Annotated in this window: 29 protein-coding genes; 7 read left to right on the forward strand and 22 right to left on the reverse strand. The window is 69.0% G+C overall.

The genetic code is table 11. The features are described 5' to 3' along the window. Nucleotides 1-9: 9 nt before the first annotated feature. From fliP to E7V67_022515, 20 genes are read right to left on the reverse strand one after another with little or no spacing between them, the layout of a single operon-like run. Nucleotides 10-762, reverse strand: a complete 753-nt coding sequence (gene fliP / locus E7V67_022420) for a flagellar type III secretion system pore protein FliP (protein WUR12430.1) — start codon at nucleotides 760-762, stop codon at nucleotides 10-12. Further along, the gene (locus E7V67_022425; protein WUR12431.1) at nucleotides 759-1,157 is read right to left on the reverse strand and encodes a flagellar biosynthetic protein FliO; all 399 of its coding nucleotides are present in this window, start codon (nucleotides 1,155-1,157) and stop codon (nucleotides 759-761) included. Before E7V67_022425 ends, fliP begins: the two co-directional genes overlap by 4 nt. After that, nucleotides 1,154-1,495, reverse strand: a complete 342-nt coding sequence (locus E7V67_022430; GenBank protein WUR12432.1) for a FliM/FliN family flagellar motor switch protein — start codon at nucleotides 1,493-1,495, stop codon at nucleotides 1,154-1,156. Before E7V67_022430 ends, E7V67_022425 begins: the two co-directional genes overlap by 4 nt. After that, nucleotides 1,492-2,286, reverse strand: a complete 795-nt coding sequence (locus tag E7V67_022435; GenBank protein ID WUR12433.1) for a FliM/FliN family flagellar motor C-terminal domain-containing protein — start codon at nucleotides 2,284-2,286, stop codon at nucleotides 1,492-1,494. The genes E7V67_022430 and E7V67_022435 overlap by 4 nt, the downstream gene beginning before the upstream one ends. Then, complete coding sequence (locus E7V67_022440) at nucleotides 2,286-3,482, reverse strand: flagellar hook-basal body complex protein (protein ID WUR12434.1); 1,197 nt, start codon at nucleotides 3,480-3,482, stop codon at nucleotides 2,286-2,288. The genes E7V67_022435 and E7V67_022440 overlap by 1 nt, the downstream gene beginning before the upstream one ends. Before the next feature lie 9 nt (nucleotides 3,483-3,491). Continuing rightward, nucleotides 3,492-3,896, reverse strand: coding sequence for a flagellar hook capping FlgD N-terminal domain-containing protein (locus E7V67_022445; GenBank protein ID WUR12435.1), 405 nt, complete (start codon nucleotides 3,894-3,896; stop codon nucleotides 3,492-3,494). Then, nucleotides 3,896-4,852, reverse strand: a complete 957-nt coding sequence (locus E7V67_022450; GenBank protein WUR12436.1) for a hypothetical protein — start codon at nucleotides 4,850-4,852, stop codon at nucleotides 3,896-3,898. Before E7V67_022450 ends, E7V67_022445 begins: the two co-directional genes overlap by 1 nt. Continuing rightward, on the reverse strand, nucleotides 4,836-5,309 hold the full coding sequence (locus E7V67_022455) for a hypothetical protein (protein WUR12437.1): 474 nt from the start codon (nucleotides 5,307-5,309) through the stop codon (nucleotides 4,836-4,838). Before E7V67_022455 ends, E7V67_022450 begins: the two co-directional genes overlap by 17 nt. A gap of 5 nt (nucleotides 5,310-5,314) precedes the next feature. Next, nucleotides 5,315-6,625: a FliI/YscN family ATPase gene (locus E7V67_022460; GenBank protein WUR12438.1), complete on the reverse strand. Its 1,311-nt coding sequence runs from the start codon at nucleotides 6,623-6,625 to the stop codon at nucleotides 5,315-5,317. Beyond that, nucleotides 6,625-7,512, reverse strand: a complete 888-nt coding sequence (locus E7V67_022465) for a FliH/SctL family protein (GenBank protein WUR12439.1) — start codon at nucleotides 7,510-7,512, stop codon at nucleotides 6,625-6,627. The genes E7V67_022460 and E7V67_022465 overlap by 1 nt, the downstream gene beginning before the upstream one ends. Then, entirely contained in the window at nucleotides 7,500-8,021 is a 522-nt protein-coding gene (locus tag E7V67_022470) for a hypothetical protein (GenBank protein WUR12440.1), read from the reverse strand. Before E7V67_022470 ends, E7V67_022465 begins: the two co-directional genes overlap by 13 nt. After that, entirely contained in the window at nucleotides 8,018-9,445 is a 1,428-nt protein-coding gene (fliF, locus tag E7V67_022475) for a flagellar basal-body MS-ring/collar protein FliF (GenBank protein WUR12441.1), read from the reverse strand. Before fliF ends, E7V67_022470 begins: the two co-directional genes overlap by 4 nt. Nucleotides 9,446-9,451: 6 nt before the next feature. Further along, a complete protein-coding gene (gene fliE / locus E7V67_022480) occupies nucleotides 9,452-9,778 on the reverse strand; it encodes a flagellar hook-basal body complex protein FliE (protein WUR12442.1) in 327 nt (108 codons plus the stop codon). Further along, nucleotides 9,775-10,200 (reverse strand): flagellar basal body rod protein FlgC, encoded by a 426-nt coding sequence (gene flgC, locus E7V67_022485; GenBank protein WUR12443.1) that lies wholly within the window; start codon nucleotides 10,198-10,200, stop codon nucleotides 9,775-9,777. Before flgC ends, fliE begins: the two co-directional genes overlap by 4 nt. Continuing rightward, complete coding sequence (locus E7V67_022490) at nucleotides 10,200-10,571, reverse strand: flagellar basal body protein (protein WUR12444.1); 372 nt, start codon at nucleotides 10,569-10,571, stop codon at nucleotides 10,200-10,202. The genes flgC and E7V67_022490 overlap by 1 nt, the downstream gene beginning before the upstream one ends. 36 nt (nucleotides 10,572-10,607) lie before the next feature. Then, on the reverse strand, nucleotides 10,608-11,723 hold the full coding sequence (locus E7V67_022495; protein ID WUR12445.1) for a flagellar basal body P-ring protein FlgI: 1,116 nt from the start codon (nucleotides 11,721-11,723) through the stop codon (nucleotides 10,608-10,610). Nucleotides 11,724-11,725: 2 nt separating this feature from the next. Continuing rightward, nucleotides 11,726-12,298 (reverse strand): flagellar basal body L-ring protein FlgH, encoded by a 573-nt coding sequence (locus tag E7V67_022500; GenBank protein ID WUR12446.1) that lies wholly within the window; start codon nucleotides 12,296-12,298, stop codon nucleotides 11,726-11,728. 1 nt (nucleotide 12,299) lies between these two features. Then, nucleotides 12,300-13,265, reverse strand: coding sequence for a flagellar basal body P-ring formation chaperone FlgA (flgA, locus tag E7V67_022505; GenBank protein WUR12447.1), 966 nt, complete (start codon nucleotides 13,263-13,265; stop codon nucleotides 12,300-12,302). 17 nt (nucleotides 13,266-13,282) lie between these two features. Next, a complete protein-coding gene (flgG, locus tag E7V67_022510; GenBank protein ID WUR12448.1) occupies nucleotides 13,283-14,056 on the reverse strand; it encodes a flagellar basal-body rod protein FlgG in 774 nt (257 codons plus the stop codon). After that, complete coding sequence (locus E7V67_022515) at nucleotides 14,056-14,784, reverse strand: flagellar hook-basal body complex protein (GenBank protein ID WUR12449.1); 729 nt, start codon at nucleotides 14,782-14,784, stop codon at nucleotides 14,056-14,058. The genes flgG and E7V67_022515 overlap by 1 nt, the downstream gene beginning before the upstream one ends. A gap of 596 nt (nucleotides 14,785-15,380) precedes the next feature. Here E7V67_022515 and E7V67_022520 point away from each other — a divergent pair. Together E7V67_022520 and E7V67_022525 are read left to right on the forward strand one after the other, a co-directional pair. Beyond that, nucleotides 15,381-16,430 carry an NAD(P)-dependent alcohol dehydrogenase gene (locus tag E7V67_022520; protein ID WUR12450.1) on the forward strand — a complete coding sequence of 350 codons (1,050 nt, stop codon included), beginning with the start codon at nucleotides 15,381-15,383 and terminating at the stop codon, nucleotides 16,428-16,430. A 61-nt stretch (nucleotides 16,431-16,491) separates the two neighbouring features. Continuing rightward, nucleotides 16,492-17,385, forward strand: coding sequence for a LysR family transcriptional regulator (locus E7V67_022525; protein ID WUR12451.1), 894 nt, complete (start codon nucleotides 16,492-16,494; stop codon nucleotides 17,383-17,385). Between the two features lie 4 nt (nucleotides 17,386-17,389). Here E7V67_022525 and E7V67_022530 read toward each other — a convergent pair whose 3' ends face one another. Further along, nucleotides 17,390-18,292 (reverse strand): AraC family transcriptional regulator, encoded by a 903-nt coding sequence (locus tag E7V67_022530; GenBank protein WUR12452.1) that lies wholly within the window; start codon nucleotides 18,290-18,292, stop codon nucleotides 17,390-17,392. A 35-nt stretch (nucleotides 18,293-18,327) separates the two neighbouring features. Then, nucleotides 18,328-19,197, reverse strand: coding sequence for an oxidoreductase (locus tag E7V67_022535; protein ID WUR12453.1), 870 nt, complete (start codon nucleotides 19,195-19,197; stop codon nucleotides 18,328-18,330). A 172-nt stretch (nucleotides 19,198-19,369) separates the two neighbouring features. On the opposite strand from E7V67_022535, the gene E7V67_022540 reads away from it, so the two are divergent. The 5 genes from E7V67_022540 to E7V67_022560 all read left to right on the forward strand — a co-directional run bounded on the left by E7V67_022540 (nucleotide 19,370) and on the right by E7V67_022560 (nucleotide 23,423). Then, on the forward strand, nucleotides 19,370-20,023 hold the full coding sequence (locus tag E7V67_022540; GenBank protein WUR12454.1) for a MarR family winged helix-turn-helix transcriptional regulator: 654 nt from the start codon (nucleotides 19,370-19,372) through the stop codon (nucleotides 20,021-20,023). A gap of 91 nt (nucleotides 20,024-20,114) precedes the next feature. Further along, the gene (locus E7V67_022545; GenBank protein WUR12455.1) at nucleotides 20,115-20,657 is read left to right on the forward strand and encodes a peroxidase-related enzyme; all 543 of its coding nucleotides are present in this window, start codon (nucleotides 20,115-20,117) and stop codon (nucleotides 20,655-20,657) included. 26 nt (nucleotides 20,658-20,683) lie between these two features. After that, nucleotides 20,684-21,427 carry a hypothetical protein gene (locus E7V67_022550; protein WUR12456.1) on the forward strand — a complete coding sequence of 248 codons (744 nt, stop codon included), beginning with the start codon at nucleotides 20,684-20,686 and terminating at the stop codon, nucleotides 21,425-21,427. 85 nt (nucleotides 21,428-21,512) lie between these two features. After that, on the forward strand, nucleotides 21,513-21,671 hold the full coding sequence (locus E7V67_022555) for a hypothetical protein (GenBank protein ID WUR12457.1): 159 nt from the start codon (nucleotides 21,513-21,515) through the stop codon (nucleotides 21,669-21,671). Between the two features lie 90 nt (nucleotides 21,672-21,761). Next, nucleotides 21,762-23,423 carry a HAMP domain-containing sensor histidine kinase gene (locus tag E7V67_022560; protein ID WUR12458.1) on the forward strand — a complete coding sequence of 554 codons (1,662 nt, stop codon included), beginning with the start codon at nucleotides 21,762-21,764 and terminating at the stop codon, nucleotides 23,421-23,423. Nucleotide 23,424 lies beyond the last annotated feature (1 nt).

Raw genomic sequence — 23,424 nt, forward strand, 5'->3', positions numbered from 1 at the left:
CGGCTCGGGTCAGGAGAACGTCCCCAACAGGGCACGCACGACCAGGTTCCAGCCGTCCATCAGCACGAACATCAGGATCTTCAGCGGCAGCGAGATCGAGGCCGGCGGCACCATCATCATCCCCAGCGCCATCAGCGCGCTGGAGACGATCAGGTCGACCAGCAGGAACGGCAGGAAGATCACGAAGCCGATCTGGAACGCGGCACGCAGCTCGGACAGCATGAAGGCCGGGATCAGCTGCACCATGCTGATGTCGTCCATGCTGGCCGGCTGCTCCGCCTTGGCCAGCTCCACCATCAGCGCCAGGTCCTGCTCGCGGGTCTGGCGCACCATGAATTCGCGCAGCGGCGCCACGCCGACCTTGGCGGCCTTTTCCGGCGCCAGCTTGCCGGCCAGATAGGGCTGCAGCGCGTCGCCATTGATCTTCTGCAGTACCGGCGACATCGTGAACAAGGTCAGGAACAACGCCAGGCTGATCACGACCGTGTTCGGCGGCGTCTCCTGCATGCCCAGCGCGTGGCGCAGCATCGACAGCACGATGACGATGCGGATGAACGCCGTCATCGACATCAGGATGGCGGGCGCCAGGCTTAATACGGTAAGGCCCAGCAGCACTTTGAGCGCGGTCGACACTTCGCCCGTGCCGCCACCGGCCTGCACCTGCAGGCCCGGCATGGCGAACACGGGCTCGGCGCCATGGGCCACGCCGGCGCACGCCATCAACAGGAGCCCTACGGCGCACAGCACGCGTGCAGCGGTCATGATCCCTCCCGCGACGGCGTCTCCGCAGCGTCCTTGACGGCGGGCGTGTTGGCCAGGCAGGTGATGCCTTGCTCGCTCTGCGCCAGCAGGTAGCGGGTGCCGTCGAATTCGACGACGGACAGCAGCGCGCGCGGTCCCATCCGCGCCGACTCCAGCACGCGCAGCGAGCGGCCGGCGGCCGGCGTACCCACGTGCAGGTTCAGGCGCCGGCGCAGGAACAGCACGACGGCGATCGCCAGCAGCGAGATCACCAGCACGCCGATGCCGCCGCCGGCCAGCGTGGCGCCGGCCGCACCGTCGTCGCGCTTGAATGGAATGGCGGCCTGCGCCGGCTGCGCAGGCACCGCCGCCGCGTGGGCGCTGGCGGCCTGTGGGGCCGGCTGCTGCTGGCTCATGCCTTGGCCGCCACTTCGGTGATGCGGATGCCGAAATTGTCGTCCACCGCCACCAGCTGGCCGCGCGCGACGACGTTGCCGTTCAGGAGCAGGTCGACCGGCGTGTCGGCGGCACGGTCGATCTTCAGTACCGACGCTTCTTTCAGCGCCAGCAGTTCGGCCACCGTCGTCTCGACGTTGCCGACGGCGACAGTCAGCTTGACCGGCACACTGTCGAGCAGGTGCAGGTTGCCGCCCAGCGCCGTGGCGGCGCCGGACGCGCCGCCGGACTGGTGCTGGAACTCGGACAATTCGATGATGTGGGTCTGCGCGCTGGCATCCCGGTTGTGCACACTCATGCTGCTACTCCAGAAGATTGGTCGCCCGCCACGATGTCGAGCGCAAGTTGTTGTTGGCAGGTGCCCAGGTAACCACGCAGCAGCGTGGCGCCGTCGGGCCCCGTGACGGCCAGCGGTTCGTCCGCCAGCGTGTCCAGCCGGATCACGTCGCCGGGCGCAAGGCTCAGCAGGCTGCCCAGTCCCACGTTGGCGCTGCCCGCCGTGACGGCCAGGCGCACCGGCTGCCCGCCCAGCAGGTCGCGCAGGTCGACCGCGGCAAGCGGTGCCGCGGTCGCGGCGGCGCTGCCGGCCAGGCGCTGTACGCTGGCGTAGTCGAGCAGGCAGCGGCAGGCGTGCCGCTCCAGGCGGATCTCCACCAGCACGGCACCGGATGCTTGCTGGCGCAGCGCCGGCGAGACGTCGGCCGCGTCGCCGGCGAACGGCACTTCGTTGTCCAGCAGGGCGCGGCCCAGCACCGCCGCCAGGGCGTCCAGCGCGGCGCTGGCGCCCGCGGCCGCCATGGCGGCGACGCCGGCGTGCGGACCGACCTGGCGGTCGGGCGGGAACAGCAGGCGTTGCAGGGCCCCGCGCAGCTCGTTGTCCCAGCCCAGCCACATGGTCTCGGCGCCGCTTTGCAGGCTGCCGCGCCAGGCCGGCGCGGCCGGCTGCTCCCAGGCGCGCTGGCACGTGACGGTGAAGGCCGAGGCGTCGACGCCCCAGTCGCGGCACCAGGTCGCCACGGCGGATTCGCATTGCGCGCGCACGGCGGCCAGCGCCGACGTGCCCAGCAAGGCGTGTGGTCGGACGTTCATCACCGGCCCTTCATGTCGAACAGCTGCTGGATCATGTCGTTGGCCGTGCTGATCACGTGCGACGAGGCCTGGTAGCCGCGCTGCATCAGGATCAGGTTGCCGAACTCCTCGGCCAGGTCGACGTTCGAGCCCTCGCGGTGGCCGGGCGCCAGCGTGCCGAACGACTCGCTGCCGGCATAGCCATAACGCACCGCGGCGCCGCTGGCCTTTTCGAACATGCCACCGCCCAGTTCCTTCAGGTCGTCCTCGGTACGGAACTCGGCCATGGCCAGGCGCGCGCCCTTGGCGGTCTGGTTGTTCGAGTAGCGCACGCTCACGGTGCCATCGGTGCCGATGGCCTGGTCGACCAGCACGCCTGGCGCGTTACCGTCCTGGGTACCCGGGCCCAGCGTGGTCGCGGTCTGGAACGCCGACGTGTTGGCGAAGTCCAGCTTGACGGTGAACGGCGTCACGTTCTTGGCCTTGTAGGTGAACGAGAACGAATCGCTGCCGGCGACCGGGAAGCTGCCGGCGAACTTCACGGTGCCGGTGCCCAGGACCGTCGCGGGCGCGCTGGTGCCCGCCGGCGCCGGCTCGGTGACCGTCACGGTAAAGCTGCCGTCGGCCAGATCCTTGAACGCCAGGTCCACGGTGTGCGACATGCCCGCCTTGTCGTAGATCGTCAGCCCCTTCAGGGCGGCGTCGACGGGCGGCACGGCGATCGTGGACGTCAGGTTGCCGGTCAACTTGATCGACTCGGTGGCCTTCGCCAGGCTGCGCGACAGGTCCGCCAGCGTCACGTCGGCCAGCTTGCCGTCCTTGCCGAGGCCCTGCACCTTGTCGCCCATGCCGTTGACGAGGACATTGTCCTTGTCGAAGCGGAAGTCGCCGGTGCGGGTGTACAGCAGCTTGCCGTCGCGCTTGACCGTGTACAGGCCGTTGCCGTTGATCGCCAGGTCGAGTGGGTTGCCGGTACCCTGGTCGACGCCCGTGCGGAAGCTCAGCTTCGTGCCCAGCGACTGCACGCCGCCGCCGTGCATGCTCTGCTCGCGCGGCGCGTACTGGCCGCCGCCGCCCTGCTCGAACAGGGCGCCGAACTGCAGCTGCGAGCTCTTGAAGCCGGGCGTGTTGACGTTGGCCAGGTTGTTGCCGACCACTTTCAGGCCCTTCGAATGCGTCGTCAGGCCCGACGTGCCGATCTGGATGGTATCGAACATGAATGCTCCTTAGCGGATGTTGACGACCTGGGACAGGCTGATGTTGTTCTGGAAGGCGTTGCTGGCCGTGGTGATCGTCATCATCGGCGAGCCGCTGCTGAGATCGAGCGCGGTGACCCGGCCGGAAACCAGCATGCCGTTCAGGTTGACGTCGACGGTGCGGCCCAGCATGCCGACCGACTGCAGCGACGACTGCACGCCCAGCAGGCTGTCGATCTTGACGTTCAGCTGGCGGCTTTGCTCCAGCGTCGCGAACTGGGCGATCTGCGCCACGAACTCCTCGTTGTCCACCGGTTTCAGCGGGTCCTGGTTGTTCAATTGCGCCGTCAGGATCTTCAGGAAGTCCTGGATGCTGATATTGGACGACTGCGAGGCCGTGCCCGCGCCGATGGCGGCGCTGGAGGTGATTGCCATCAGATGGCTCCTTTCTCTTCAATCAACGGCCGCTGCGCGGCTGGCAGGATGCCCTGCGCCTCCGGCCGTTCTTCATCTTGCTGTTCGTAGGGATTGGCAGCGCCGACCGGCAGGCGGCGGCCGTTGATCGTCAGGCCGGCCAGGCGCGTGCCACCGGCGCCCAGTTCCGCCGCCAGCGCCTGCGCCACCGCGCGCATCTGCGCGCCGCTCAGTTCCGCATCGCGGATATAGGCCTGTACGCCATCTTCGCCATGGAACAGGTGCAGCAGGTTCTTGCCATATTGCTCGTCCGTCGCTGCCGCTTCCGGCGTTGCCGTGCCCTCGAAGGTCTCCACCGCTGCTTCCGCGGCGGCTGCGTCCTGGCGCATGGCGCCGGCCAGTCCGAAGGCCAGGCCGCTGCCCGCGCGCGCGCCGGCCGCCGCGCCGATCGTGACCTCCGGCGCCGGCTCGGCCGTCGTTATCGACGCGGGGACCGCGGACATGCCCGGGACAACGGCGGCAGCCATCAGTTGCGCGGCCACGCCGGCCGTCGCGGGATCGGTCCAGGCGGATGCCGTCGCGTCCCCTGCGCTTGCCGTGGCGCGCGGCGCGGCGGCGGCATGCCGCGACATCCCGTCATCGGCTGCCTGCGTGTCGCCCTGCCCGGCCTGCGCCGCCGTGCTGGCGGCACCGGACGCCGCGGCCGCGCCGGCATGTGCGCCCACCGTGGCGGCTTGCGGCCGCGCGGCGGCGACCGGCGCCGCGCCCGGCGTTCCCTGCGCGGCGGCTGGCCGTGCCCTATTGCCGTCATCCTGTGCTTGCGGCGCCTGCTCGGCGGGGCGCTGCCCCGGCTGCTGCGCCAGCATGGCCTGCTCCAGTTCCGCCATCCAGCGCTGCTGGCGCGTGCCGGCGTGCTGGCGGTCGAAGCGGGCCGCCGCTGGCGCCAGCGCGGCCGATGTGTCAACTGTCGAGTTCATGTTCCATTCCCCTTGCCTGCAGGACGCTCCAATGATCGTCCGCTGATTTGAAATCCCCACTGCTTTGCGCGCGCACGAAGGCGCCGCGCTGCTCGTCGCGGTGCTCTTCCACCGCATCCAGGGCGCGCCGCGCGCTCGTCACCTGCGCCGCCGTCTCGTCGCGCTCGCGCTCCAGCTGCGCCAGTTGCCGCGCCATCGCGGCCAGCCGCACCGCGCCATCCTGCAGGTAGCGGCCCAGCAGCGCCAGGCGCTCCAATGCCAGTACCTGGCCGCTGGCCTGCCCGCCCAGCCAGTCCTGGCGCACCTGCTCCAGTTGCGCCCTCAACTGCTCGAGCGCCGCGCTGGCCTCGGCCACCTGGCCGTTGCGTTCGGCCAGCAGTACCAGCAGCTCGTCCAGTGCCCACTGCCGCGTCAACCGCAGCGGCTCGAGCGGGTAGCGGAAACGCTTGCCGCCCATGGCGCTCAGGCCCCCGCTCCAGCGACCAGCTCGCGCAGCCGGGCCATTGCCTCGCCACGCCGCGCCAGCTGCTCGACCGGCTGGCGCAGGAAGGCGCGCAATGCCGGAAACGCCGCGACCGCGCGGTCGATGGCGGGATTGCTGCCGGCGCGGTAGGCGCCCATGTCCAGCATCTGCCGGTTGCGCTCGTACGTTGCCAGCAGTTCCACCGCCGCCGTCATCGTGCCGCGTTCGGCGCCATCCACCAGCGCCGAGGCCAGCCGGCTGGCGCTCTGCAACACGTCGATGGCCGGGAAGTGCCCCTCGTGCGCCAGCTCACGCGACAGCATGATGTGGCCGTCCAGCGTGGCGCGCACGATGTCCGAGATCGGCTCGTTGAAGTCGTCGCCTTCGACCAGCACCGTGTACAGCGCCGAGATGGCGCCGCCGGAATCGGTGGCGCCGCAGCGCTCGCACAGGGCCGGGATGTCCGAAAACACCGACGGGGTGTAGCCGCGCGCCGTCGGCGGCTCGCCCGCCGCCAGGCCGATCTCGCGCCGCGCCATGGCGAAACGGGTGATCGAGTCCATCATCAGCAGCACTTGCTTGCCCTGGTCGCGGAAGTACTCGGCGATGGCGGTGGCCGCATGCGCCGCGCGCAGCCGCACCAGCGCCGGCTGGTCCGACGTGGCGACCAGCACCACGCTGCGGCGCAACCCCTCCTCGCCCAGCTGGCTCTCGACGAACTCGCGCACCTCGCGGCCGCGCTCGCCGATCAGGGCGATCACGTTGACATCGGTGCTGACGCGTTGCGCCAGCATGCCCAGCAGCGTGCTCTTGCCGACGCCGCTGCCGGCGAAAATGCCGACGCGCTGGCCGCAGCCGAGCGGCAGCAGGCTGTCGATGGCGCGCACGCCGGTTTCCAGCAGGCGCTCGATCGGCGGCCGCGTCAGCGGATTGATCGGCGCGGCATACAGGCTGCGCATCGTCAACGGCTGCGGCGCGGCGCGGCCATCGAGCGGCACGCCGAACGGATCGATCACGCGGCCCAGCAGCGCGCTGCCCACGCCGATGCCGGGCGGGCTGCCGCTGGCGACCACTTCCGTGCCGGCGCCGATGCCGCGCGGGTCGCCATACGGCATCAGCATCACGCGGCCCGGCCGCAGGCCGACGACTTCCGCCATCAGGCTGGTGCCGGGGCCGACCGACAACTCGCACATCTCGCCGTGGGCCGCATCGGGACCGATCGCCTCGATGCTGTGGCCGGCCACGGCCAGTACCTTGCCGGTACGCCGGGTCAGTTCGGCCGCGCGCACGGCGTCGACGTAGGCCTGCATCACCGCGGCTCCGCCTTGCGCGCCGCGCGCGCCGCCAGCAAGGCCGCGCCCAGGCGCTCCAGCTGCAGGTCCAGGCGCGCATCCAGGCTGCCGCGGCTGCCCTCGACGATGCAGCCGCCCAGCGTCACGCGCTCGTCCGCCTGCAGCGACCAGCCGTGCTGCCCGCCGTCGCGTGCCGCCAGCCAGGCCGCATCCTCGGGGTGCAGGCGCACGCGCAGGCCTTCCGCCTCGCGTACCTGGGCGACAGCCGCGCGCACCGTCGCCAGCGCGCCGGCGCGGCTGGCCGCGAGGTCGCCGGCCATGCGGCAGATGGCGGCATAGGCCACCTCCACCAGCAGGTCTTCCTGCTCGTCCAGCAGGCGCGTGGTCGCCGTGGCTGCCTGTGCGGCCAGTTCGTCCAGCTGTGCCAGGCGTTGCGCGGCGGCGGCATCGGCGCCGGCCCGACCCTCGGCCACGCCCTGCGCCAGGCCTTCCTCGTAACCACGCTGCGCCGCCTCGTCGCGCGCGCTGGCGCAGTCGGCGTCCAGTGCGGCGCGCTCGCGGCGCACTGCTTCCTCACGCCGCGCGAGGTCGGCCTCGACGGCCGCCAAGCGCTCTTCCTGCATCGCCCGCTCGGCCAGCCACCGATCACGCTGCGCGTGCGCGTCCGCCAGCACCTGTCGCGCGTGTGCCAGCTCAGCCTGCGCGGCGGCGGACAGTTCCTCGAGTGACGGCCCGGCCGGCATGGGTTCCGGCGCGACCTCTGGCAGTGCCGCGGCAACGGCGGCGACCGGCTCGAGCGGCGTGACGGCTGCCACGTGCGGCGCCGCCGTCTCGCTGCTCGCCTGGGGGCGGCGCAGCTGGCGCGGCACCGCGGTCAGTGCGGCGGAGCGGATTATCGGGTCCATGGCAACCGCACAAAACGCCACCACACCGGGCGCGCCTGCGCCGGCGCCGCTGTCGCGGCGGGAATGTCCATGCGCTGCAGCCTTTCGGCCAGCGCGCCGCGCAGGAAGGCGGCACGCGCGGGCGCCAGCGCGCCGGCGGGTGCCGCGGCATGCAGCAGCTCGCTCCGCGCGCTGGTCTGCAGCGCCAGATAGGCGCCGCGCCAGCGCCATGCCTCGATCGACAGCAGCTGCGCCACCAGCGATGCCGGTTCACCCGCCAGCGCGGCATGTACCGCGTCCGGGCTGGCGGCCTGCAATGCATCGGCCGGGGCTTCGTTGGCGGCCACGGCAGGTGCCGGCTGCGCCGGCAGGTCAACCGCCGTGGCCGTGTCGAAGCCCAGCTCGTCGAGTTCATTGATGTAATCGCGCAGCACCTGTTGGTCCTGCGCCGGCAGCTCGTCCAGGATCAGCACGCGGTCGGCTTCCGCCAACCCGTGCAGTGCCACCGCCGCGCGCCGATGCCCGCTCATTTGCGCACCTCGCCGGCAACCACGGGCGCGTGCTCGATCCATTGGCGGATGTCCGCCACCATCTGGGCGCGTTCGGTCGCGCTCAGCCGGGCTGGCGCGGCGGTTACGGCCGGGCGGCGCGCACGCAACAGATGGGCAACTCCGAGGGCAAGGACCACGGCCACCAGCGCGGCCAGCGCGAGCATGACCTGGTTCGATAGTGCCGGCGCGGGCGGTGCCGATGGCGCCTCGACCGGGCCGGCGGCCGGTTCCGCCTGCTCCGGTGTAGGCGCGCCGATCTGCTGGAACTGCGCCATCGGATAGACGACGACCGCGTCGCCGCGCGCCTCGTTGTAGCCGACCGCCAGGGTGACCACTTCCTTCAGCTTGGCCACCTGGTCTTCGTTGAGCGGCTGGCGTACCAGCACCGCCACCGTCATGCGGCGGATCTCGCCGCTGCCCGGGACCAGCTGTTCGACGCGGCGGCCGACCTGGTAGTCCGATTCGGTACTGCTGTTGCCGTTGCCGCGCGCGGGTGTGGCAGCGGTCAGGTCATTGCCTTCGCTCGACGTGCGACGCTCGCGCACCATCACGCCGGCCTGCTGGGCGCCCTTGGCCGGCAGCACTTCCTCGGTGGTGATACGGCTCTGGTCCAGGTTCAGCGCGACATCCACGCTGGCTACTGCGACGCCGGCGCCGAAGCTGCGGTCCAGCACCTCGGTAACCTTCTTCGCCAGGTAGCTTTCCGTGCCGCGCTTGGCTTCCAGCGCGGCGCTGCTGCTCTCGCTGGCCGCGTCGCTGCCGACCGGGCGCGTCAACGCCACGCCGTGCTGGTTCAGGACCGTGACGTCGTTGCCGGCGATGTCCGGCACCGATGCCGCGACGAGGCGCTGGATGCCGGCGATCTGCTCCGGCGCCAGCGTGCGGTCCTTCTTCATCGTCACGGTGACGGAGGCCTTCGGCCGCGTCAGCGCCTTCTTGAACAGGCCCTGCTCGGGAATGGCCAGGTGCACGCGGGCGGCCTGGATATCGTCGATGGACAGGATCGTACGCGTCAGCTCGCCCTGGATGGCGCGCTGGTAGTTCACCTTCTGCACGAACTCCGTCATGCCGAAATCGGCGTTGTTGAACACCTCGAAGCCGACGGCGCCATGCAGCGGCATCTCGTTGCCCATCAGTTTCAGGCGCGTCTTGTAGACGATTTCCTGCGGTACCAGGATCGTGGTGCCGTTGTCGGCCAGCCGATACGGTACCTTCTGCTTGTCCAGTTCCGCCGTCATCGCGGCGGCATCGGCCACCGCGACGTCGGCGAACAGCACCTGGTAGTCGGTCCGGTAAGCCCAGATGCCCAGGCCGGCCGTCAGGCAGACGATCAGTACGACACCGGCAGCGATGCCGATACGGCCCCGCGGGGCCAGGTTATTCCAGCTTTCTGCTATCACCATCTACTCCTAGACCTGCATCCGCATGACTTCCTGGTACGCGTCCAGCAAGCGGTTTCTGACCTGGGCCAGCAGCTGGAACGACAGGCGCGCCTCTTCCAGGTGGATCATCACTTCGTGCAGGCTCGGGCCCGCGCCGGCCGCGACCTGGCGCACCTCGTTGTCGACCTTGACGAGTTCGTCGTTGACCGAGCCGACACAGCGCGCGATCATGTCGCCGAAGCCCGGCGCCGGGTGCTGCACCGGCGCCAGCGGCGCGAACGCGTCCAGCGCCGGCGTGCTGGCGGGAAGGATGGCGGACAGGCTCGCCGTAAGGCTGACGGGTTCGATGCTCATTGCTGGCCTCCGATCTCGAGGGCGCGTGCGGCCATCGTGCGCGCGGCGTTCATCGCCGTCACGTTGGCCTCATAAGCGCGCAGCGCCGTGTTCAAGGTCACCATCTCGGTTACGTTGTCCACGCCGGGGTACGCCACCATGCCCTTCGCATTCGCGTAGGGATGGCCCGGCTCGTACACCATCCGCGGCGCCACGTTCTGCGGCACGACGGTGGTCTGCACGCCGGCGGCGTTGCCGGCCAAGCGGCCGAACTGCTGGCTGAAGCTGACGGTCTGCGTGATCACGCGCTGCGGGCGGTAAACCTGCTCGGCCGAGGAACCGGCGACATGCATATTGGCCAGGTTCAGGGCGGTCACGTCCAGCCGCAGCTTTTCCGCGGCCATGCCGGCGGCGCTGATCTGGAAAGCGGCACGGTAGTCCATCAGCGCTTCCCTTCGTTGACGGCAGTGCTGAGCAGCGCCATGTGCTTGTTCAACAGTTTCAGCAAGGCCTGCTGCTGCAGCGTATTGTCCGACAGCGCGGCCACTTCCATGTCCAGGGCGACCGGCGCGCCAGGCGCGCCGACAGTCTCCAGCACGGGGCGCAGGTCGCGCAGCGAGGCCAGTGACGGCGTCGCGCCGTGCTTCAGGGCGCCCTGCAGCGCGCCCAGGTGCGACTCGAAGCTGACGCCGATGCGCTGGTAGCCCGGGGTATTGGCGTTGGCGATGTTCTGCGCGATGGCCCGCTGGCGCAGCGCCGTGGCGTCGAGCGCCATGCTCAACAGCCCGACGGTAGTCTGATCGATAAGTGACACTGCTTGCTCCGAAAAGTGGGAATGACGTGGTGCGCCTTACTGCACCACCAGCTCCGCGTGCAGCGCGCCGGCGGCCTTCACCGCGCGCAGGATGGAAATGATGTCGCGGGTATTGGTCTTGATGCGCGCCAGCGACTGCACCAGGTCCGCCACCGTCGTGCCGGGCACGGCGACGAAGCCGGCGCCGTTGCGCTCCTGGACGTCGATCTGGCTGTTCGAGACGATCGCGGTGCGGATGCCGCCACCGCCCTGGCCGATCAGCAGCGGCTGCGAAACCGTGTTGTCGGTGACGATGCTGACCTTCAGGTCGCCCTGCGAGACCGCCACGCGCGCGATGCGCACGTCGCCGCCCGAGACAATCGTGCCAGTGCGCTCGTTGATGACGACCTTGGCGCGGCGGTCCGGCTCGACGGTGACGTTCTCCACCGCCATCAGGAAATCATTCAGGCGAGCCCGGCGGCTCTCCGGAATGCGGATCGCGATACCTGCGGCGTCCTGCGCCACCGCCAGCGCTTCGCCCAGCTGCTGGTTGATGGCGCCGGCCACGCGGCTGGCGGTTGTGATGTCCGGTTCGGCCAGCACGAAGGTCAGGCCGCGCCCGCCCTCGGTCACGTCGGCCAGCACGGTCTGTTCCACCGTCGCGCCACCGGGAATGGAGGCGACGGTCGGGTGGTTCTTCTGCACCACGTTGCCGTTCATATCGTATTTGTAGCCACCGACCGATACGGGGCCCTGGGCCAGCGCGTAAATTTTGCCGTCCGCCGCCTTCAGCGGCGCCAGGATCAGCGCACCGCCGACCAGGCTGCGGGCGTCGCCGATCGAGGTGATCGTCACGTCGACCGTGTCGCCCGCGCGCGCGAACGGCGGCAAGCTGGCCGTCACCATCACGGCCGCCACGTTACGGCTTTGCACGTCGTCGGCGACGATCGTCATGTCGAAGCGCGCCAGCATATTGGCGATCGACTGGCGCGTGGCCTTGTTGCGGGAGGAGTCGCCGGTACCGGCCAGGCCCGTGACCAAGCCATAACCGGTCAGCGCGTTCTCGCGCCAGCCACCGACCTTGCCCAGGTCCTTGATCCGCACGGTGTCGGCCTGTGCGCAGGCGGGAATGGCCATCGCCAGCGCCAGCGCCAGCAGGAAAGAACGCCACATGATCACAATCCAAACAGGGTCAGGAGCCGCTGCCACCAGGCCGGGCGTTGGGCATTGGCCAGGTCGCCCTGGCCGGCGTAGCTGATTTTCGCGTTGGCGATACGGGTCGACAGCACCACGTTTGCGTCGGACACGTCCTGCGGCCGGATGCGGCCTTCCACGCGGATCTGCTGACGCTCGTCGTTGATGTCGAGGACCTGCTCGCCGGCGACCAGCAGGTCGCCGCGCTCCGTGATCGCCGTGATTGCCACGGTGATCTGCGCCAGCACCCGGCCCTCGCGCGCCGTGCGGCCGCCGCCATCGAGCTGGTTGTTGGTACCCAGCGCGCCGCTGTAGTTCTTGCCCGGCAGGCGCGTGGTCCAGCCGACCGCCGCGTCGCGTCCCGCCGTCGTGTTCGCGGTGGTGCTGGCGCTAGCGCTCTCGTACACCATCACCGTGATCAGATCGCCCACGTGACGTGGCCGCAGGTCCGACGTGTAGGGCTGGTAGATCGACGGCTGGTACAGGCTGGTCGCGCCCGCAGTGCCAGCGATCCAAACCATGCCCGCCGTGACGATTTTCTTTAAGATGTTCATATCAGTTTTCATCGATTGCCACCAGATTGGTGCCGATCACCCTGGCCTTTACCGCAGCTTCGCCGCCGGCGGGCAGTACCCGCACCTCGCCGCCCGCCACGCCGTCCTCCTGCGCCACCGCGGCCGACTCGATGCGGATCGCGCCGGCGTTCACCTGCAGCCTGACCCGGTCGCCGCGCCGCACCGCGCCGGCCGCCAGCAGCTGTTCACGCAGCAGCACCTCGCCCTCGCCCACCGCCGTGCGCAGGCGCCAGTGCTGGCTTGGTGCCGGCATCGCGGCCGGTTGCCCGGCCAGCGCCTGCACTTCCCGCCGCGCCGGCCGGAAATCACCGGTGTCCACCGTCGCATCGGCCGGCAAGGCCCGCCGTGCCAGCGCCACCGTGCTCCAGGCCCGAGCCTGGAACGGCAGCGCCACGGTGCGGTACAGCGCGCCGTCCACCAGCACGTCGACCCATACCATCACGCGCGAGCGCAGCGGGGCGCCCGTCTCGCGCGGGCGCAGTTCCAGGCGGCCTTCGGCCACCTGCACGTCCGCCATCGCGCCGACCGGCGTCAGTTCCAGTTCGCCATACTGGTGCGCGAAGCGCGTTTCCAGACTCTTGCGCGCCACGTTCACCAGGTCGCTGCTCGTCACCAGCCCCACCGCGCGGCGCACCACGACACTGTTGGCGCCGCGCCAATCCAGCGTCAGCCCGGCGCCCACCTGCCGTGCCAGCACGACCGCCTCGATCGCGGCGCGGCCGAATTCCTCCGCATAGCCGGCCAGCGGTGCCGCGCCGACGCGGGTGACGGCGAGCGCTTGCCGCTGGCGCGCGTCGGCGCCCTCGATGACGGCGAGGTCGGCCAGCGTCACGTCCTTGCCCCGCACAAGCGCGCTGGCACGCAGGTCGAGCGACACCGTCGCGCCATGCGCCAGGGTGCAGCATGCCCACAGCGCCCACAGGGCCACTGCCTGGTTGAACTTCATGAAGTGGAAGTACCGCTTTATTTGCGCAGGTTGTTGCTCATGGCGAGCATCTCGTCGGCGGCCTGGATGACCTTGACGCTGCTTTCGTATGCGCGCTGCGCCGCCATCAGGCCGACCATCTCGTCGATGAGGCGCACGTTCGACGCCTCGACGGCGCCCTGCACCAGTCGGCCCATGCCATCCTCGCCGGCATTGCCGTAGATGGCGTCGCCGGATTTCTCGCTCGGCCGGTACAGATTGGCACCGAGGGCCACCATGCCATCGGTATCGGCGAAACGGGCCATCTCGATGCGACCCACTTCCGATGCTTCCTTCTGGCCGGTCATGCGGGCCAGCACGCGGCCGTCGGGCTGGATGGTGAGCTGCTCGGCGTCGAGGCCAACGTGGATGCCCGGCTTGAGCGCATAGCCCTCGGCAGTAGCCAGCATGCCGTCGCGGTCCACCGTCAGCGTGCCGCCGCGCGAGAATGCGGGCGTACCGTCGGCCGTCATGACCTCGACGAAGCCATTGCCGTCGATCGCCAGGTCGAGCGGCTGGTCGGTCTTCTTGATTTCGCCCGCGGCGAACACCTTGACCATGCTGGCGACACCCACGCCGCTGCCCTGCCACAAGGCCGGCGCGGCCGCCTGCTGCGGCGCCGTGCCCAGGCCCCGATAGACCAGGTCCTCGAAACTGACCTTGCCGCGCTTGAAGCCCGGCGTGTTCACGTTGGCGAGATTGTTGGCGATGGTCTCGACGCTCTTCTGCTGCGTCTGCATCCCCGTCGCGGCAATATACAGCGCGTCGTTCATCAGAATTCCCCTAGTTTACGGATACTTTTTTCCAGCACCTCGTCATAGCCTTGCATCAGCTTCTGCAGCGACTCGAAATGGCGCACCGTTTCCGTCATGCCCACCATTTCGCGCGCCGAATCCACATTTGAATTTTCCTGGTAACCGATGCGCAGGCGGGGTACCGCCGCCACATCCTCCAGCGTCGCGCCACCCAGCGCATATACGCCGCCGACCGGCTCGAGCAGTTCGGCGCGCGCCAGGCGCACCGTGCGCAGCTTTGCAACCACCGCTCCCGCTTGCGTGATATCGCCGTTGGCGGCGATGGTGAACGGCTCGGCGGTCAGGCGGATTTCGCCACCGGCCCCCATCACGGGCAGACCTAGTGCGCCCACGAGGCGGCCATTGGCGTCGACATGAAAATCGCCGCGGCGCGAATAAACGGCACCGGAGGGATGGGCCAGCTCGAAAAAACCGTCGCCATCGATGGCGACATCGCTGGCGGAGCCAGTAACACGCAGCGTGCCGGCGCTCGGATCGAGCCGCGCCTGCACGGACGCCATGCTGGCGCCGGCGCGCGCCGGCTGCCCTGCCGCGTTAGCAGCGTCAAACTGGGCACCGAATGGCTGGCTGCTGGCAACCTGTTTTTTGTACCCGGGCGTTAGTGCATTGCTCAAGTTCTGCGCGATCCTTTGTAACCGGACTGCATCTTGCCTCATGGCATCAGCTGCCACTACCATCAAATCCATTGTGCGTCATATACGCCCGCAGGCGCAAAAGGTTTACGTATGTAACAAAGTGTAATGCGATCGCGCTATCATTACAACAGGAAATATTTGTATCTCCTGTTAAATATGACAGATGGAAGAGCAAGCTGCGCTGGATAAATTTGCAATTCTCACGGAATATCACTTTTCCTCTCGAGTGAGAATACGGATGAGCTACGCGGGCACTGGGGATTAGGGGACTTACTCTAAATGGTGAGCTAGCGACAGGCAAGTGGGCAGATTTCGTTTCTCCAAAATAATATTTCCAAATAGAAATTACAAGTCAAATTTTCTTACAGAAATTATTTCCCAAATGAATGTCATCGGAATGTTTCTTTGAAGCTAAGACATCCATCGGCCAGCCGTTTCTGCACTGTACTGGGAGCGAGCGTTTGCAACCGAGAGTAACAATTTAAGCATTGGCCTGTGCCGCTGCCTTGTTACCGTGTTCAGCAAATTGATGAGTAGATTTCATATGCCTAAGCAACTGAACCATCTGTATGCCTCATTAATTTACTTCTATCATCTGCTTTTTCGGCATCGCGTTCGCCGCCGAGTCCACTCCACAAAGGAACAGCATGACCGTCAAAGCCTACGGCGCCCACGCCGCCGACCAGCCGCTCCAATCGCTCGACATCGCCCGCCGCGCCCCTGGCGCCCACGACGTCCAGATCGACATCGCTTTCTGCGGCGTATGCCACTCCGACCTGCACACGGTGCGCAGCGAATGGGCCGGCACCTTGTACCCCTGCGTGCCGGGCCACGAGATCGTCGGCCGCGTCTCCGCCGTCGGCGCGCACGTTGCCGGCTTCGCCATCGGCGACCTGGTGGGCGTCGGCTGCATGGTCGACAGCTGCCGCCACTGCGCCGATTGCGCGGATGGCCTGGAAAACTATTGCGACGGCATGGTCGGCACCTACAACGGCGCCACGGCCGACGCGCCGGGCCACACGCTGGGCGGCTACTCGGAGCGCATCGTCGTCGACGAGCGCTACGTGCTGCGCGTGCGTCACCCGGAACAGCAACTGGCCGCCGTGGCGCCGTTGCTGTGCGCCGGCATCACGACCTGGTCGCCGCTGCGCCATTGGGGTGCGGGTCCCGGCAAGACCGTCGGCGTGGTCGGCATCGGCGGCCTGGGTCACATGGGCATCAAGCTGGCCCGTGCGCTGGGCGCGCACGTGGTGGCGTTCACTACGTCCGAGTCGAAGCGCCAGGCGGCCGAAGCGCTGGGTGCGCACGAGGTGATCGTCTCGCGCGATGCCGATGCGATGGCCGCGCAGGCGCAAAAGCTGGACTTGATCGTCAACACCGTGGCGGCGCCGCACGACCTGGACGCTTTCCTGAACCTCCTGAAGCGCGACGGCACGATGGTGCTGGTCGGCGCGCCGGCCACGCCGCACCCTTCGCCGCAGGTGTTCAACCTGATCACGAAGCGCCGTGCCATCGCCGGCTCGATGATCGGCGGGATCGCCGAGACCCAGGAGATGCTGGACTTCTGCGCCGAACACGGCATCGTGGCCGACATCGAGATGATCCGCGCCGACGAGATCAACGCCGCCTACGAGCGCATGCTGCAAGGCGACGTCAAGTACCGCTTCGTGATCGACAACGCCACGCTGGCGGCCTGACGCCGGCGCGATCGGCGCCGCTGGCTTAGAATCGGCATTCCTTCAACGACAGCCGGCGCCGATGGCACGCGAAAACATCAACGACATCCTGGTCTTCCTGGCGGTGGCGCGCGAACGCAGCTTCACGCGCGCGGCCGCCAAGCTGGGCATGACGCAGTCCGCCCTCAGCCACATCATCCGCGGCCTGGAAGCGCGCCTGGGCGTGCGCCTGTTGACGCGCACCACGCGCAGCGTCTCGCCCACCGAGGCGGGCGAACGGCTGTTGCAGAACGTGGCGCCGCGGATGGAGGAGATCGAGGCGGAGATCGCGGCCGTCGCCGACCTGGGCGACAAGCCGGCCGGCACCATCCGCATCACGGCCACCGACCAGGTGATCGACACCGTGCTGTGGCCGCGCCTGGCGCCGGTGCTGCCGCGCTATCCGGACATCCACGTGGAATTCAGCGCCGACTACCGCATGGTGGACATCGTGGCGGAGCGCTTCGACATCGGCGTGCGCTGGGGCGACCAGGTCGACAAGGACATGATCGCCGTGCGCCTGACGCCGGACATGCGCACGATGATCGTGGCCGCGCCGGACTACTTCGCCCAGCGCCCCGTCCCCGCTTCCGCCCACGATCTCCTGAAGCACAACTGCATCGGCCTGCGCCTGGCCAGCGCCGGCGGCGTGTACGCCTGGGAACTGCGCCACCAGGGCCGTGACCTGGAACTGCGTCCGCGCGGCCAGTTCATCTTCAGCGGCACCTACCAGATGCTGAACGCGGCCCTGAGCGGCTGCGGCATCGCCTACCTGACGGAAGACCTGGCCGGTGCGCACGTGCGGGCCGGGCGCCTGGTCAGCCTGATGGAAGACTGGTGCCCGCACTTCCCCGGCCTGCATGCCTACTACCCCAGCCGCCGGCATTCCTCGCGCGCGCTCGGGCTTGTCATCGACGCGATCCGGCACCCGGGCTAGCCACTCAGACGAATTCGGGCATCGCGCGCCACTGCTCGCGCACGCGTTCGATCTCGCGCTTGGGCGGCAGGCCGAACCGGCGTGCGTACTCGCGCGAGAACTGCGACGGGCTCTCGTAGCCGACCTTGAAGCCCGCCGTCGCCGCATCCAACGCCTGCGCCAACATCAGGCGGCGCGCCTCCTGCAGGCGCAGCTGTTTCTGGTACTGCAGGGGGCTCATCGCCGTGACGGTGCGGAAGTGCTCGTGGAAGCTGGACGGGCTCATACTGGCCAGCGCCGCCAGCGCGTCGACGCGCAACGTGTCGGCGTAGTGACTCTTGATCCAGGCGATCGCACGGTTGATGCGCGCCAGCTTGCTGTCGGCGCTGGCGATCTGGCGCAGCCGCTCGCCCTGCTCGCCCAGCAGCAGCCGGTACAGGATTTCGCGCTCGGCCAGCGGCGCGAGGAAGCGCTGCTGCGCGGCCGGGGCATCGAGCAGCGCTGCCAGACGCGTGACCGCGTCGAGCAGCTCCGGCCCCGCCGTGCTGACGGCCAGGCCCCGCTGCACGGCGTCGCGCACGGCCGGCGCCTGCCCTGCATCCTGGATGACGGCGGCAAGCGTGGCCGCATCCAGGTCGAGCCGCAGGCACAGGTAGGGCTGTTCCGGCGCGGCGCGCAGGATCTGGCCCGTGATCGGCAGCTCCGCGCTGACCACCAGGAACTGCGGCGGCTCGTAGCGGTAGGCATGCTCGCCCAGCATGGTCTCCTTGGCGCCCTGCGCCACGAAGCACACGGCGGGCCGGTGCACCACGGGCAGCGGCTCGGTGGCGACACTGCAGCGCAGCAGGTAGGTGCGCGGCTGCGCCGTGGCGGTGGTGCCGTCGACCGTGGCGTGGCGGGCCAGCACGGCGGCGAGTCGTTCGATCATCCTCGGGCCTCGTCGGGCGGTTGCGTTGCCCGATTCTAGCGCGACGGCGCGCCCGGTGCCGCATGGCGGGCAAGGTCCGCATGGTCGGTCGACACGGACAAGGCCTGCCAGCGTTCCAGCTCCGCCAGCCGGCGGCGCAACTCCGTGGCCACGAAGCCCACGGCGTCCGAGCCCAGCGCCAGGTGGGTCGGCGGCTCGTTCGCCTCGACCAGCCGCACGATGGCCTGGCCCAGCTTGACGGGGTCGCCCGGTTGCTGGTGACTGTGCGCGCGGTAGGCCGTTTCCGTGGCGTGTGCGGCGGCGTAGTCGTCGATCCGGCTGGCAGTGAAGCGCACCGAGGCCGGGTCGAGGAAATCGGTGCGGAAGAAGCCCGGTTCGACCGCCGTCACGCGGATGCCGAACGGTGCCACGTCGCGCGTCAGGTTGCCGGAAAAGCCCTCCACTGCGAACTTGGACATGCCGTACAAGGTGCAGGAATCGAACGGCACGATACCGCCGATCGAGCTCATATTGACGACGTGGCCGGCGCGCTGGCGGCGCATGGCCGGCAGCACCGCACGCGTCATGCGCATCAGCCCCAGCACGTTGGTTTCCAGCTGCTGGCGCACCTCCTCTTCGGTCGATTCCTCGAAGATGCCGAGGTGGCCGTAGCCGGCGTTGTTGACCAGGACGTCGATGCGACCGAAGCGCGCCAGCGCCGCGTCCACCACCCGTTGCGGCGCGGCCGGATCGGTGACGTCCAGCGCCTGCGCCAGCACGCGGCCGTCGGTGTCGCCAAGCGCCTGCCGCGCGGCGTCGGCATTGCGTGCCGTGGCGACGACATTGTCGCCAGCGGCCAGCGCGGCACGGGCGATCTGCAGGCCGAGGCCGCGCGCGGCGCCGGTGATGAGCCAGGTTTTTGCCATGATGTTCTCCTTGTCCGATGCGGCGATCCGATACCGCCGCGATGGGAAAAGTATGCGGACGCGAGCCCCGGCGGCGGTAGCCGGATCTTCCACGCCGCTTGCCCGATCGTCCAGGCGCCCGCAAATTAATTAGGAGTCTTTACAATTAATTTTTTCGTGCTATGATGCGTACATGGACATCAAACCGGAAAACCCGTGGCAAGGCACTCCCGACATCTCGGCGCGCATCGTCGTCGCGATCGCCCGGATCGCCAGCGTGCTGCGCGCCGGCGTGTGGGAAGCGGCAACGGCGGAGAACCTCAATCCCGCCCAGGCCGAGATCCTGCAGCTGCTGCGCGATCGCACGCAGGGGGTACGGCTGTCCTGGCTGGCCGCGCAGCTGTCGGTATCCGCCGCCAGCGCCAGCGATTCGGTCACGGCGCTGGTGGCCAAGGGCCTAGTGCGCAAGGCGCGCGCCGAGGACGACGGCCGCGCCAGCGCCCTGTGGCTGACGGACGAAGGCAAGGCCTTGGCCGCGCGCATGGCGCAGGCGGTAGGCTTCGCGGACGACGCGGCGGCGCGCCTGCCGGGCGACGACCAGGCCGCGCTGCTGGTCGGGCTGTTCAAGCTGATCGCGCAGCTGCAGAAGAGCGAACGCTTTCCGGCATTGCGGGCCTGCCTGTCGTGCCGCTATTTCGAACCGAACGTCTTTCCCGGCAGCGCGGCACCGCATCACTGCGCGCTGGTCAAGGCACCCTTGCCGATCACGTTCCTGCGCATCGACTGCGCCGAGCACGTGCCGGCCGACCCCGTCGCGGAGCGGCGCAACTGGGATGCCTTTGCCTGAATTTTTTTTGCCCATAATAGTTAGGACTCCTAATGTCGAGAGCGTGGCCAACCCTCGGCATTCCTTCACCGGCCACCTGAAAGGAAATACCATGAGCCGCATCGAACTCCTCTCCCGCGACAGCACCCAGGGCAGCGCCCGCCAGTTGCTGGAACAGATCCACGCCGCTTTCGGCGCCACGCCGAACATGTTCCGTGCTGTGGCGAACTCGCCCGCCGCATTGCAAAGCATGTGGGCCGCCTTCGGCGCGCTCGGCGGCGGCACACTGGGCGCGAAACTGGGCGAACAGATCGCCGTGGCGGTCGCCGACATCAACGACTGCGACTACTGCCTGGCCGCGCACACGGCGCTGGGCCGCAAGGCTGGCGCCAGCGCCGCCGAGATGAGCGCGGCACAGGCCGGCGAGTCGGCCGATCCGAAAACGGCGGCGGCGCTGGCGTTCGCGACCAAGGTGGTGCGCCAGCGCGCCAAGGTCGACGCGGCCGACGTGGCGGCGCTGCGCTCGGCAGGCTTCGACGACGGCGCGGTCATGGAAATCATGGCGCACGTGGCGCTGAACCTGTTCACCAACTACGTCAACGTGGCCTTCGCCATCCCGGTCGACTTCCCGCAAGTGAAGCTGCGTGCCAAATAACCGACATCCACTACCAGGAGCAGACCATGCAACGCATCCGTACCCTCTTCACCGCCGCCGCGCTGGCCGTGGCCATGACCGCCCAGGCCCACTCCGGCCACACCGGCGGCATCCACACGCCGCCCGACCGCAAGGTCAAGGCGCCGTTCGACATCGTCCACACGAAGATCAGCACCGAGGGCAACGTGGCCGTGTTCCACGTGGCCGTCTCGGGCAAGGCCGGCGCGTCGAAGCCATCGAAGGTCGGCAAGCTGGCCGGCAGCAACGTGTTCTCGTACGTGTGGCCGACCACCTTGGACCCGGCCGTCGTCGGTTTCGACAAGGGCGCCGGCATCCTGGCGCTGGCCGTCACCTCGCACCCGGACTTCGACGACACCCCGCTGTACGACGAGAACGGCGACGGCAACCTGAAGAACGACGGCGACCTGTGGCACTCGCACTGGGTCGTGCTGCAGCCGGACGATGCCTGCGGCAAGGGCGCGCTGAAAGTGGTGGACATCCCGGAAGGCGCGAAACCGAAGCTGCCCAAGACCTGGCCAGGCCTGCCGCTGCTGATCGACAGTCCCGGCTGGAGCCCGGTTTTCAAGGAGAACGTGTTGGAAGTGCGCGTGCCGTTCGACGACATCGGCGTGCTCACCGGCACCGGCTTCGACGGCGTGACGGCCGCGCTGCGCGTCAACGCCAGCGTGCACAGCCCCCTGCTGTGCGTGGTGGACGTGTTCAAGGTTGCTTCCGGCAACCTGACATTGCCGGGCCAGGTCGGGCGCTGACGGGGCCGGCCGCCCGGCGATGGACGAACCCGAGTGACTGAGGCACACTGCTTCCTTGTCATGTAGACCATCCAAAGGAAGCACCTTGAAACAGGCATTCGGCGTTCTCCTCACCATTGCCGCCGCCAGCGTGCAGGCTGCGACCCACGGCTTCGGACTGCGGCCGACGTCTCTGCCCGTCACGCGCTGGCCGGCGCTGGTCGAGCAGTGGCTCGGCAGCATCGGCATGGTGCGCAACAACTGACGCGCCATGGCGCGCCGCGTATGTGCCCGACCGAACGGAATCGATGCTAGCGGCACGCTACCCTGCCACATCGATTCGACAGGGGACGATATGTTCGACGCGTCTGGCGCCCTGCCCCCGACCGGCAACGGCCTGGCAGTGCCCTCCACCCCGGCGGCAGGCAATCGCGAACGGCACGCGGAAGCCGGCGGCATGATCGTGCGGTACATCGCCGCGGTCTGCACGGCTATTGCCCTGGGCAACGTCGTCGGCTGGCTGACCGGAACCAGGACCTTGATCTCGGTGGCGCCCGGCCTGCCGGCCATGGTGCCGGCGACGGCCTTCCTGGGGCTGCTGGCGGCGGCCAGTTTGTGGCTGTGCCAGCGCTGGCCGGCGCAGCGGGGCCGCACAGCGCTCCCAGCCGGTGTGATCCTGGTCAGCGCGTCGATCATCGCTTGCCACCTGGGCGGCACCGCGCCGGCACCGTTCCGGTTCGCGGACGGTGGCCTGGAATCGTATGCCACCCTGTCGTCGTCGCTGACGGCGTCGATGTTCCTCATGCTGGGAGTGGCGCTGCTGCTGTCGACGGGCCGGCGCCACGCCATGCTGGCCCAGTGCATCGCGCTGGCCGTGCTGTTGCTCGCCCTGCTGAACCTGAGCGGCTACCTGTTTCGCGGCACCTTCCTGTTCCGCATCCTGCCCGGCCGCGGCACCTCGATCCTGACCAGCACGCAGCTGATCCTGCTGGCGGCCGGCACGCTGTTCCTCCGTCCGGGTGCCGGGCTGATGGCGGCCGTCACCGGCGACTTGCCGGCCGCGCGCATCTCGCGCCGGCTGCTGGTGGCGGCCTTCGTCATTCCCGGCGTGACGGGTGGCGGCGCCGCGCTCGCGGCCTATTATGGCTTGTATGACGCCGGCGCCGCGCTGCCGCTGTTCGTCTGGACGATGATCGTGCTGTTCCTGGTGATCGTCTGGCGCTTCGCGCTGCGCCTCCTGGCCGTGGATGTCGCGCGCAGCCACGCGCAGCGCGAACTGCAGGGTGCCCTGCGCGAGCTGCGCGCGGAACACGACCGCAAGGACATCTTCCTGGCCACCCTGGCGCACGAGCTGCGCAACCCGCTGGCGCCGATCAGCGCCGCGGCCGAAGTGCTGCGCCATGGCGGCGGCCAGGACGCGGCCGAGCGCGAGCGCATCGGCGCCATCGTCGCCACCCAGGCGGCCAACCTGGTCAGCCTGGTCAACGACCTGCTGGACGTGGAGCGGGTCAACAGCGGCCGCATCGCCCTCGACAAGCACGTGCTGGACGTGTGCGACGCCATTGCCGGCGCGCTGGACCAGGTGCGCCCGCTGCTGGCGCGCAAGCGGCACGAATGCCAGGTGAAGGCGCCCTCCACGCCGGTGTATGTGTGCGGAGACCTCAAGCGGCTGGTACAGGTCGTCGTCAACCTGCTCAACAATGCCGCCAAGTACACGCCGCCGGGCGGCACGATCCGCGTGACCGTCGAGCCCAGTGCGCGTACAGTGGCGCTTACCGTCGAGGACAATGGCATCGGCATCCCGGCCGACCTGCTGGGACGCGTGTTCGAGCCCTACGCCCAGGCCGAGCTGACGCCGGACCGCGCCGAAGGCGGGCTCGGTCTGGGGCTGTCACTGGTCAAGCGCCTGACGGAGCTGCACGGCGGCAGCGTCACCGCCCACAGCGACGGGGCCGGCCAGGGCAGCCGGTTTACCGTGACGCTGCCGCTGATGTCGGTTGTTGGCCGACGCGACTGAC

This window comes from [Empedobacter] haloabium (assembly GCA_008011715.2).
Classification (GTDB): Bacteria; Pseudomonadota; Gammaproteobacteria; order Burkholderiales; family Burkholderiaceae_D; genus Rugamonas; species Rugamonas haloabia.

Coding starts and splice junctions, on each gene's coding strand:
- E7V67_022560 (WUR12458.1), top strand. CDS start 21,762: ATGTTCGACGCGTCTGGCGCCCTGCCCCCGACCGGCAACGGCCTGGCA.
- E7V67_022540 (WUR12454.1), top strand. CDS start 19,370: ATGGACATCAAACCGGAAAACCCGTGGCAAGGCACTCCCGACATCTCG.
- E7V67_022450 (WUR12436.1), bottom strand. CDS start 4,852: ATGAACTCGACAGTTGACACATCGGCCGCGCTGGCGCCAGCGGCGGCC.
- E7V67_022440 (WUR12434.1), bottom strand. CDS start 3,482: ATGTTCGATACCATCCAGATCGGCACGTCGGGCCTGACGACGCATTCG.
- E7V67_022515 (WUR12449.1), bottom strand. CDS start 14,784: ATGGATTTGATGGTAGTGGCAGCTGATGCCATGAGGCAAGATGCAGTC.
- flgA (WUR12447.1), bottom strand. CDS start 13,265: ATGAAGTTCAACCAGGCAGTGGCCCTGTGGGCGCTGTGGGCATGCTGC.
- E7V67_022470 (WUR12440.1), bottom strand. CDS start 8,021: ATGAGCGGGCATCGGCGCGCGGCGGTGGCACTGCACGGGTTGGCGGAA.
- flgG (WUR12448.1), bottom strand. CDS start 14,056: ATGAACGACGCGCTGTATATTGCCGCGACGGGGATGCAGACGCAGCAG.
- E7V67_022445 (WUR12435.1), bottom strand. CDS start 3,896: ATGGCAATCACCTCCAGCGCCGCCATCGGCGCGGGCACGGCCTCGCAG.
- fliE (WUR12442.1), bottom strand. CDS start 9,778: ATGAGCATCGAACCCGTCAGCCTTACGGCGAGCCTGTCCGCCATCCTT.
- E7V67_022545 (WUR12455.1), top strand. CDS start 20,115: ATGAGCCGCATCGAACTCCTCTCCCGCGACAGCACCCAGGGCAGCGCC.
- E7V67_022430 (WUR12432.1), bottom strand. CDS start 1,495: ATGAGTGTGCACAACCGGGATGCCAGCGCGCAGACCCACATCATCGAA.
- E7V67_022520 (WUR12450.1), top strand. CDS start 15,381: ATGACCGTCAAAGCCTACGGCGCCCACGCCGCCGACCAGCCGCTCCAA.
- E7V67_022455 (WUR12437.1), bottom strand. CDS start 5,309: ATGGGCGGCAAGCGTTTCCGCTACCCGCTCGAGCCGCTGCGGTTGACG.
- E7V67_022550 (WUR12456.1), top strand. CDS start 20,684: ATGCAACGCATCCGTACCCTCTTCACCGCCGCCGCGCTGGCCGTGGCC.
- fliP (WUR12430.1), bottom strand. CDS start 762: ATGACCGCTGCACGCGTGCTGTGCGCCGTAGGGCTCCTGTTGATGGCG.
- E7V67_022425 (WUR12431.1), bottom strand. CDS start 1,157: ATGAGCCAGCAGCAGCCGGCCCCACAGGCCGCCAGCGCCCACGCGGCG.
- E7V67_022525 (WUR12451.1), top strand. CDS start 16,492: ATGGCACGCGAAAACATCAACGACATCCTGGTCTTCCTGGCGGTGGCG.
- fliF (WUR12441.1), bottom strand. CDS start 9,445: ATGGTGATAGCAGAAAGCTGGAATAACCTGGCCCCGCGGGGCCGTATC.
- E7V67_022495 (WUR12445.1), bottom strand. CDS start 11,723: ATGTGGCGTTCTTTCCTGCTGGCGCTGGCGCTGGCGATGGCCATTCCC.
- E7V67_022530 (WUR12452.1), bottom strand. CDS start 18,292: ATGATCGAACGACTCGCCGCCGTGCTGGCCCGCCACGCCACGGTCGAC.
- E7V67_022500 (WUR12446.1), bottom strand. CDS start 12,298: ATGAACATCTTAAAGAAAATCGTCACGGCGGGCATGGTTTGGATCGCT.
- E7V67_022465 (WUR12439.1), bottom strand. CDS start 7,512: ATGGACCCGATAATCCGCTCCGCCGCACTGACCGCGGTGCCGCGCCAG.
- E7V67_022460 (WUR12438.1), bottom strand. CDS start 6,625: ATGCAGGCCTACGTCGACGCCGTGCGCGCGGCCGAACTGACCCGGCGT.
- flgC (WUR12443.1), bottom strand. CDS start 10,200: ATGGACTACCGTGCCGCTTTCCAGATCAGCGCCGCCGGCATGGCCGCG.
- E7V67_022535 (WUR12453.1), bottom strand. CDS start 19,197: ATGGCAAAAACCTGGCTCATCACCGGCGCCGCGCGCGGCCTCGGCCTG.
- E7V67_022435 (WUR12433.1), bottom strand. CDS start 2,286: ATGAACGTCCGACCACACGCCTTGCTGGGCACGTCGGCGCTGGCCGCC.